General features: G+C 56.4%; 8 protein-coding genes. 4 read left to right on the plus strand and 4 right to left on the minus strand.

The window, feature by feature from the left end:
• Positions 1-11 precede the first annotated feature (11 nt).
• The 4 genes from AS026_RS38640 to AS026_RS38655 are packed head-to-tail and all read right to left on the minus strand — an operon-like array spanning position 12 to position 3,945.
• Complete coding sequence (locus AS026_RS38640) at positions 12-668, minus strand: cyclase family protein (RefSeq protein WP_062376422.1); 657 nt, start codon at positions 666-668, stop codon at positions 12-14.
• Positions 665-1,471 (minus strand): hypothetical protein, encoded by an 807-nt coding sequence (locus AS026_RS38645; RefSeq protein WP_062376424.1) that lies wholly within the window; start codon positions 1,469-1,471, stop codon positions 665-667. The genes AS026_RS38640 and AS026_RS38645 overlap by 4 nt, the downstream gene beginning before the upstream one ends.
• A gap of 1 nt (position 1,472) precedes the next feature.
• Positions 1,473-2,900 carry a class I adenylate-forming enzyme family protein gene (locus AS026_RS38650; RefSeq protein WP_062376427.1) on the minus strand — a complete coding sequence of 476 codons (1,428 nt, stop codon included), beginning with the start codon at positions 2,898-2,900 and terminating at the stop codon, positions 1,473-1,475.
• Between the two features lie 7 nt (positions 2,901-2,907).
• Positions 2,908-3,945: a beta/alpha barrel domain-containing protein gene (locus tag AS026_RS38655; RefSeq protein ID WP_062376429.1), complete on the minus strand. Its 1,038-nt coding sequence runs from the start codon at positions 3,943-3,945 to the stop codon at positions 2,908-2,910.
• A gap of 376 nt (positions 3,946-4,321) precedes the next feature.
• Between AS026_RS38655 and tnpA the strand changes: the two genes are divergently transcribed.
• Genes tnpA through AS026_RS38675 form a run of 4 tightly spaced genes read left to right on the plus strand, consistent with a single transcriptional unit; the run spans position 4,322 to position 7,328 of the window.
• Positions 4,322-4,792 (plus strand): IS66-like element accessory protein TnpA, encoded by a 471-nt coding sequence (gene tnpA / locus AS026_RS38660; protein ID WP_062368489.1) that lies wholly within the window; start codon positions 4,322-4,324, stop codon positions 4,790-4,792.
• The gene (tnpB, locus tag AS026_RS38665) at positions 4,789-5,145 is read left to right on the plus strand and encodes an IS66 family insertion sequence element accessory protein TnpB (protein ID WP_028749713.1); all 357 of its coding nucleotides are present in this window, start codon (positions 4,789-4,791) and stop codon (positions 5,143-5,145) included. The genes tnpA and tnpB overlap by 4 nt, the downstream gene beginning before the upstream one ends.
• Positions 5,146-5,193: 48 nt before the next feature.
• Positions 5,194-6,768 carry an IS66 family transposase gene (gene tnpC / locus AS026_RS38670; protein WP_028749712.1) on the plus strand — a complete coding sequence of 525 codons (1,575 nt, stop codon included), beginning with the start codon at positions 5,194-5,196 and terminating at the stop codon, positions 6,766-6,768.
• Positions 6,765-7,328 carry a UPF0149 family protein gene (locus AS026_RS38675; RefSeq protein WP_062368490.1) on the plus strand — a complete coding sequence of 188 codons (564 nt, stop codon included), beginning with the start codon at positions 6,765-6,767 and terminating at the stop codon, positions 7,326-7,328. The genes tnpC and AS026_RS38675 overlap by 4 nt, the downstream gene beginning before the upstream one ends.
• Positions 7,329-7,397 lie beyond the last annotated feature (69 nt).

Below are 7,397 nucleotides of genomic sequence, written 5' to 3' on the forward strand. Positions count from 1 at the left end.
CGGAACCCTTGCTATTCGACGATGGCAATAGCGCGCACAGGGGCGCCATCGCCTTCCTCAATCTTGAGCGGCAATGCCGATAAGATGAAGTCTTTGGTAGGAATTTGAGACAAATTGACGAGATATTCAAGAATGGCGACCCCCGCTCGCAACAGGATGGTATGGTTGGGAGAGTCGCGCTCGCTTCCGCGGCCGTTACGCGGGTCATCGGGCATAGGTGCATCGAAGCCCACCAGACGAATGCCGTTTTCCACTATCCACTCGCAGGCCTCCTCGCTCAGATAGGGGTGGTCGGTGTAATATTTCAGGCTATCGAGACGCCGCTCCCAATCATAGCGAAACAGAATACGCGATGGGAAATCCCGTCCGATACGCTCAACAAGCATTTCCCGGGTGATTTCGGTCTTGTCAGGAAGATGAGTGAAATCCAGCACCCGAGCCGGGCCATAGTAGATATCGAGGTCGGTATTTTCGATCGTCGCGCCCTTGGGCACAAAGTGACGGGGCGCATCGACATGCGTGCCGGTGTGCGTTCCCAAAGTGATCTTGCGCGTTTCCCGCCCTTCGACTTCGAAACGTCCCAATTGGGTAATTTCCACCACAGGGTGCCAGTGTACGGGAAAAGTCATGATACCCTCCCGCAGAGTCATAGTCAGGTCAATAATCATGTGATCGGCTCCACCAACTCAATAACCGGTCCATGCTCGGACCGGACAAGCGTTATTTTCAATGATCTATTGTTCACCATAAGCGCGAAGGACTCGCTGTGCCCCCCCAGCGCGGATAGCATGGGAAGATGGGGATGCCCGGAGCCCCGCGCGACAAGCGCGATGCACGGGCTGCCCGCCGCGTCCAGAGGTGAGCGCAATATCCAGTTCGGATGATCGCAGTACTCAATCGGCACGAGCCTGGCCTGCAGGGCTGGAATTGGACTCAACAACGACCACAGGCCGGATGCCGCGTCGGGACGAAATCGCAGCGACGAAAGAATCTCTTTTGACGCATCAACATCGAGGCTCGGCATAAGACATGCGAAAAGGCCGGATGCTTCGCTCGCACTGAACCAGACGAAGATGAGCATCAGCTCCGGGTCGCGAAAGACTTTAAGCGGAGCATTCAGCATAACCTCCAGTCGCTTCCAGGCCTCCTGGGTCAGCGGCAAGCAGTCCGGGCTAAGAGTTTGCCATCCGGCAAGAGGCTCGGGGGACTGGAAAACCGGAATGAGGTCTGCTGATTGCATTCCCCCCGTGTGCCCATGGTCCAGAAGTTCAACGGTCATCCCGCCCGGAGCGCCAAGTGATCGGATATGATGCCTTCGCTGGTAACGCTCGAGGAGCGCGAACTTGGTCGGGTGGTTTTCGAGATCGGGTTCGTCAAACCGCATCGTATATCCGAGCATGGCGAGACGCGAGGTGGAACGCTCAATATCCGGGGTATTCAGTGCGATGTGACTAAGGCCCAGGATAAGCATCTCAAATCGTTTCCTCGGCAATCATCTCCCGGAGGTCCTTTCGCCGAATCTTTCCCGTTGGCCCTATCGGAAAGGTCGCGACATAGGCGACGCCGTCTATTTTTATCCTACCGCCTTTTTCACGCATCAGCCTCTGGGCCTTGACAAGAATATCTGCCCCTTGCGGCCGCTGTACCTCCTCCAGGACGAGAATGACTTTCTGACCGAGTATCGCGTCGGGCAGTCCGATCAAGCAGAAAGATCGCTGGTCAAAGAGTGGTGATAGATGAGCTTCTGCCTCGAAAGGATTCACATTGACGCCACCACGCAATATCACATCGTCGCTGCGTCCAAGAATCGAAAGGCGGTTGTCGTCGTAGCTGGCGATGTCGCTTGTCACGAACGGTTGTTGCGGAGTTCTGATCCTGCCATCTTCGAGGTAGCCCAAGAATGCGTAAGGCGTTGTGATGGCAAGGGTTCCAGAATCGCCGGTCGCAATTTCAACTCCCTCCAGAGGGCGACCGACAGTCCCGTAGCACGGCGATTCTGCATCGTCGACCGAAACATACAGAAGCTCCGAGAGCCCATAGGATTGAAGCGGAGCCAGTCCGTAAGTTGCTTCAAATGCCTCGGCGTCGGACTTGAGCATCGCGCCCGTACCGACGAAAAGCCTCCGGAATGCTTTGGGAAGTTGCTTGTCTCCACGATCCAGCTTTGTCGCCAGCGACAACATGGTCGGAGAGAGCCATAAAGCCGATACTTCGTTTTCCGCCACGGTTCGCCAAAATTTGAGGGCAGTCCCTGTAGAGAATGCGGAATCTATTACGACCGCCGCGCCAACTTGAAGTGGTGCAAGAATGCCATTAAATATTCCTGCCATGTAATACATGGGCATGACATTCAAGAAGCGATCGCTATTCGTAATGCTGGTCTGCTTGTTGAATGCGTCCGCGCAAGTGAGGAAACTCTCGGCGGCATGGACGATTCCCTTGGGTGCGCCCGTCGATCCGCTGGTGAATGTGACTGTGAGAGGGGTTCCGGGTCTAACGTCCACTGGCACTTTCTCGACCGCCGGCAAATCATCTAGGCACCAGGCCTCGGTGTTGCACACGGCCTTCCCCGTGGCATTCACCGTGGATTTCGCCCCGACCAAGCGGGCCGCCTTCTCGACGTCGTCAGGGCTTGCATCGGCCGGCTGCATACACAGCGTAATGCCGTGACGCATCGCAGCCAGCAGCAGCAAGGCGGCTTCAAGAGTGTTATCCACTAAGGCGATGACACGATCTGCGGGGTGGATACCCATTTGCCCCAACAGCAATGCCAACCGATCCAATATCGGAACGAGTTCTGTCCCCGCGACTTCACGTCGCCGGTCGCCAGCAATATCGATAAGGATTGGATATTCCAGCTCGCGAAAGCGCTCGAAATAGCGGTCTATCAGTTTCGACATTGCCTACTCAGAGATTTTCCTGCTCGTGCCCGTAATAATGGCTGAGGGTAAAATGATGTTTCGTCGCGCTATGGCCCTTCAACTCGCTGGCCTTCTGCTCCACCAGAGCATCGGGCGCCTCCGACTGGTTCTCCTGGCAGACAGCAATGATCAGCAGACGCGGGTCTACGTCATATTTGAGAGCATACCTTCTAATCACGTGCATATAGCTCGAATGAAATCCGGAATAACCGCACACCAGATCGACGCTGTCATGACCCACTTGATTTAAAAGCGGCCGCACATGCTCTTCCGCCGCATCAAGCAGGCGCATGAGATTGAGATTTACCAATTTGCCTTCACGATGCATCAGGGCCACGAAATGCTCTGTCATCGTGTTTCCGGTGCAGCGGCCCATTCCCTGGAGCGAAGTGTCTACCAATTCGGCGCCGCAGGCTTCGGCTTCCAGCGCATTTGCTACCGCCAAGCCTAAATTGTTGTGACCGTGGAAGCCGAATGGCAAATCCTTAATTCGCTCACAGTACTGCCGGACAGTTCTTGGAACCATACTGCCTGCGGAATCAACAATATAGACATAGTCTGCCCCGGCAGCAACGACATAGCGCGCAGCCTCTTCGAAGACAATTGGAGGCCTTGAATATGATTTCATAAAGTTGACGCAGGCGACAATACCGGATGCCTTGGCCTTTTCGATAAAAGGGACCGCCTTTTTATAGGCATCTATTGAGACGCCAAAACGCAAGAACCCCATTTTAAAATCAATACAGGCATCAAGGTGTTCAAGATCGCATATGCCAGGGATCGCAAACATCCCCCATTTAGCGTCTTTTACCGCTCCCGATGCAGCCGCCATATAGGTCTCATCGGTCTCCCTGGCTTCACCCTGCCCCCTATTGGAGGCATTAAGACCAACGCCGTGTCCAACTTCGATAAAGTCAACACCCGCTTCATCAAGTTCCAGACATATGTCCGCCGTCTGCTTGCGATCAAAACCGAAATTGATCACATACGATCCATCACGCAGGGTTGTATCCAGTAATTTCATTGAGGCCTTCTCAGACAGCCGATGCCAGCGGCTTGGACAGCTTTGGAGCCACTACATACGTCCTTAGTATTGACGGGATCAAGCATTTAACAGTGAGGTGTCCCTTTCTTTAGGTCGTCCGAGCCGAATTCTTGCGGTTATGAACGCGCTCGCGCTCGGCCAAACCGTCGACGAGCCTTCCGTCAGCACAATCGGCACATTTTGGCGACCTCCCCTATGAGCCTGGGACGGCCTCAAGGCTGTACAATTACCGCGACGCCGCGGCACTGGATCGTGCATGGCACTGAAGTTCATCGTGAGCGCGACGAACAGCCCACCTTTTCTTTTGTGAATGAGGCCTCGAGATAAGCTCTATCATTGATAGGAGTGGACCGGGATGGTTGGAGATCGCGCTGATGCCATGCTTGAAGTCATGGATGAAGGCATGCATGAAGCCAGGCATGAGGGAAAGTATCGGCGGATCGAGGTGATCACCGGTCGGCGGCAGCGGCGGAATTGGACTGACGAGGAGAAGGCGCGGATTCTCGCGGAGAGCGCAGAACCTGAAGTGAACATTTCGGCTGTTGCGAGGCGCTGGGGCGTCAATCGCGGCTTGCTGAATGTGTGGCGACGGGAAGCCGGACTAACCTCTCAACGGTCGGCAAAGACTAGTTTGCCGCCTGCCGTGTTCGTGCCGGTGACAGTGGTTGGGGATGGCGCACGACACGAAGGCTCGCCATCGAATGCCCCAGAGGTTCTCGCTGGCCGAATTGAGATCGAGATTGCGGGCGCACGCATGACGGTCATCGGCTCGGTAGCGCCTGAACTGGCGCAGGCGATGGTAGCGGCGTTGCGAGGGCGCCGGTGATCGGAGTTTCGCCAAATGGCGTGAAGATCATGGTTGCGACGCAACCCGTCGACTTCCGGCGCGGCATGAATGGCCTGGTAGCTTTGGTGGCGTCAGCCCTTGCGGCCGATCCCTATTGTGGCGACGTGTTCGTGTTCCGCGCCAAGCGTCTTGATCGGCTTCGCTGCATTTATTGGGACGGATCAGGCATGATCCTAGCGACGAAGTGGTTGGAGGCGGGCAAGTTCGTTTGGCCTCCGATCCGCGATGGCGCTATGCAGATGAGTGCCCAGGAGTTCTCGCTTTTGCTGGCCGGCATTGACTGGACGCGCGTCAAACGAAACGCGGTGAGGAGGCCCTCAAAAGCAGGCTGATCCTATTGGTTTTGCTTGAAGATTCAGACCCGTGTGGTAGGGTCTGTCATGCCGCTTCGACCCGATCCCTTGCCCCAGGATGCTGCGCAATTGACCCGGATCATTCTCTCGCTCGACGAAGAGAATGCCGATCTCAAGGCGCGCGTTGCCTTCCTTGAGCGCCAGCTCTTCGGGACGAAATCGGAGAAGATGACGACGATCGATCCAACGCAGGCAATGCTCGATCTTGGCGATCTAGGCGACATTCCCGTTGCTGCCAATGACGATGTCGCGCCGGTCGATGAAGACAAAACGCAGGCACGGCGATCGCCAGCCCGCAATATCGGCCGTTTGCCGAAACACCTTCCGCGTTATGACGAGCTCATCGAGCCAGCGAGCAAGACTTGCCCCTGCTGTTCGTTCGAACTTCATTGCATCGGCACTGATGTCAGCGAGGCGCTCGACATCGTGCCTGCAGTAGTCCGGGTGAAACGGACGATCCGGCCACGCTATGCATGCCGGGCTTGCGAGAGTGGCATCGTGCAAGCACCCGCACCAGCACGCATCATGGACGGCGGCATGGTGACCACGGCGTTTGCAGCCCATGTCGCCGTTTCGAAGTTTGCCTGGCATTTGCCGCTGCATCGCCAGGCGCAGATGCTGGCCTCCTGCGGCGTCATCATTGATCGCGGTACGCTCGGGGCATGGGTCACGCGGGTCGCCTGGTGGCTCGAACTTCTCTACGATGCACTCACCGCCTTCATCCGCTCGCAGCCGAGGGTGTTCTGTGACGAGACGCCACTTCCGCGCCTCGATCCGGGGCGCAAACGAACCAAGGTCTGCCAGTTATGGGCACAAGCGGTTGACGATCGGCCATGGAACGGTCCGGCGCCGCCGGCGGTGGCCTACATTTTTGCCGAAAGCCGCAGCGCTCGCGAGATCGAGGGGCAACTGTCGTCGTTCGCCGGCGTGCTTCAGGTTGATGGATATCAAGCCTATAAAACCATGGTCAAACGACGCGGCAAGAGCAACGTTGCCCCCATGCGGCTGGCCTTCTGCCTCGCTCATGCACGGCGAAAGTTCGTTGACGTCGTCAAACTGACCGGCTCTTCGGAGGCCTTGTCGATCCTTGCCAGGATTGCCGAAATCTATCGCATCGAAGCAAAACTACGAGGGGAAGATGAAGATACCCGGCTTAGCGGCAGGCGTCGTGAGGCAGCTCCCATCATGAGAGAACTGAAGGTCCATCTCACCGAACTGAGCGACGAGGTGTCGTCGAAATCGGCACTTGGCAAGGCAGTCACTTACATGCTCAACCACTGGAGCGGATTGACAGCCTTTCTAGAGGATGGCCGGATCGAGGTGGACTCCAATGTCGTCGAGCGTTCCATGAAATCCGTGGCTTTGACGAGAAAGAACTCATTATTCGTGGGCAACGAGCGGGGTGGAAAGACCTTCGCTGTCCTGGCATCGCTCGTGAACACGGCAAAGCTTAACGGCGTGGACCCCGACGTCTGGCTTGCCGATGTGCTGGAGCGCATCATCTCCGGCAAAGTGAAAGCCAACGAGATGGAGAGCCTTTTGCCTTGGGCCTGGAAGGCGGAACGCGAAGCGATGACACAGCAGGAGCGACAAGCGGCATGACACAGAACAGCCAGGAGATGACGCCGCGACCGAAGCTCGATGACGACGCATTCGAAGCCTTTATCAGGAGACGTCGTCCGCCATCGCCTATCTGGTCAATGAGCAGACTCGATGGTTATCTTACGGCCCTCATCATCGGCCCCAGGTTCATCGACCCACGGCAATGGATCCCGGAACTGACCGGCCCGGATGCCCTAAACCTGCCGATGGAAACAACCGAACATCGGGCCGTGCAGACGATCGTTGCAGAGTATAATCGGATATCTGCAAGCCTTTCCGAGAGACCGAAAGACCACCGGCCAAGGTTCACCCAGATCGATGATCAGACCCTTGATCCATTTGATTGGGACATCTGCTTTCTCATTGGAACACGACACGCGCCAAGGCTTTGGCAGCCTGTCCTTCGAGGTCATGCCGTCACTGGGGATATCATTGCGCCGATCCGCAAGCTCGGCGAGGTAAAACGGAAAGCGACCCACCAGGATGCTGCTGCCGTCGCCGAAGCACTCGTCAATATCCGAACCTATTTTATGCCGAAGCGGGCAAAGCAGAAGTTCTGACCGAGAGCCAGAAAGCCAGAAACCTATTTAGTCAAATCACGAAAGCCGTGGGCCATTCGTTGCGCTCAC

Origin of the sequence: Rhizobium altiplani, from assembly GCF_001542405.1 — a bacterium.
Classification (GTDB): Bacteria; Pseudomonadota; Alphaproteobacteria; order Rhizobiales; family Rhizobiaceae; genus Rhizobium; species Rhizobium altiplani.